Source organism: Acetobacter tropicalis (genome assembly GCF_001580915.1).
GTDB classification, from domain to species: domain Bacteria; phylum Pseudomonadota; class Alphaproteobacteria; order Acetobacterales; family Acetobacteraceae; genus Acetobacter; species Acetobacter tropicalis.
This window is the reverse complement of sequence record NZ_LHZQ01000070.1, coordinates 1-1,464: the sequence shown is the minus strand read 5'-3', so window position 1 is coordinate 1,464 and position 1,464 is coordinate 1. Positions and strand designations below refer to the sequence as shown.

Here is a 1,464-nt window from a genome sequence, read left to right as displayed (position 1 = left end):
CCTGAAAAAATGCCACCGCACAAAATTCTACACAGTCTCACGCTTTTTCCAATTCGAAGGGATCAGCTTCAAAAAAAGCGTGCTGCCCTGCGATCAGGACCGGCCTGACGTCGCGCGCAAGCGCTATCAGGCCAACATAGATCCCACCCGTCTGGTCTTTATCGACGAAGCCTGGGCCAAGACCAACATGACGCGCACTCACGGTCGTTGCCGCAAAGGTGAGAGACTGAGAGCCAGGGTTTCCCATGACCACTGGAAGACACTGACCTTTCTGGCTGCTTTGCGTCATGACCAGATCACCGCAGCCTACATGATATTTTGACAGAGATCGTACATTCACCTGCAGCACAACAAACAATTCAGGATGTGTATGCTGACTGGGGACAACTCCCACCGGACACTGTCTCACTCCAGACCGCAGGCACAGCGCTCTATAATCTCTCCTATGCCTGGACCACCACCATACAGAACCAGACAACCGATCAACTCGCCGCAGAAGCGGCAGCCTATACGCCATCCGTGTCTGTGTCTTTTCAGGATATGGTCAATGATCTCGCATCATCTACAAATCAGGCGATTGGGTCTGGAAGCAAACCTTCTGACCAATCCGTATCTCGAATCAGGGGCCACTATTGATGAAACCCGTGCCCTGATGACTGCTGGCGGAGAGAACGTTTTTGCTGCAGCAATTGATGAGTCGTCAGTTCTTGTCGAGATCAAAGAGTTACAGCAGGACAAAACGGATGACTGCGACCCGGTTCAGTTCCGCAAAAACACATCGATCGTCAGGAATATCAGTAACGAAACCGACATCAAACCTGCCAATCAGAGCTTTGATATCGTGAATGGGCAAAACTGGAGCCAGTCTTATAAAGATAACGGCATCCACTGGAAATCTAACGGCGGCCGAGGGGATGATCAGGGGCTGCCCTATGAAGCCTGGGTGCAGAACCAGCTCAATCCATCGCAGGACCCGAACGGCGTTGTCTGGCTTCAGGACGAAAAAGCAAACTGGAAAACCTTCGACCATTGGGACCGAGATAACGGTGTTGCAATAAGTGACAAGACGATCGACCTACAAATGAAATGGTACCAGGACAATCCCACGGCAGTGACGGCACGCGTTATGGCAAGTGCTTATAAAATGGCTGGATACGATCAAGATCGGTCGAAAATTGGTTCAAACACTTTCGTTTCTTTTCGCCAAGATCAAATTCAAAGTTATACGCTCAACATCGGCGTGCCCTATATTACTGATCCAGACAAAATGAGCCCCACTCTTCAGAAAGAGTGGGAAGCCCTCTGTCGTGCCTATCACAGAGCCAAGATCAAAATTCCAGAAAAATCAAAAAAGAGTATTTCCATCCAGATTGATACGGTGAGCTGATCATGGCTGTCATACGAACCAAAAGTTGCAGCATCCAGCGAACGGATAAATGGATTTCCATAGAGTCTGAGGAAGTC

At 49.5% G+C, this 1,464-nt stretch carries 1 protein-coding gene and 1 pseudogene; both read left to right on the top strand.

Going from position 1 to position 1,464, the window contains the following annotated elements; translation table 11 throughout:
- Positions 1-322 (top strand): annotated as a pseudogene (locus AD944_RS00465) (IS630 family transposase); the annotation flags it as partial.
- A gap of 225 nt (positions 323-547) precedes the next feature.
- Positions 548-1,387 carry an endonuclease toxin domain-containing protein gene (locus AD944_RS00460; protein WP_231873618.1) on the top strand — a complete coding sequence of 280 codons (840 nt, stop codon included), beginning with the start codon at positions 548-550 and terminating at the stop codon, positions 1,385-1,387.
- Positions 1,388-1,464: the final 77 nt, after the last annotated feature.

Coding starts and splice junctions, on each gene's coding strand:
- AD944_RS00460 (WP_231873618.1), top strand. CDS start 548: ATGATCTCGCATCATCTACAAATCAGGCGATTGGGTCTGGAAGCAAAC.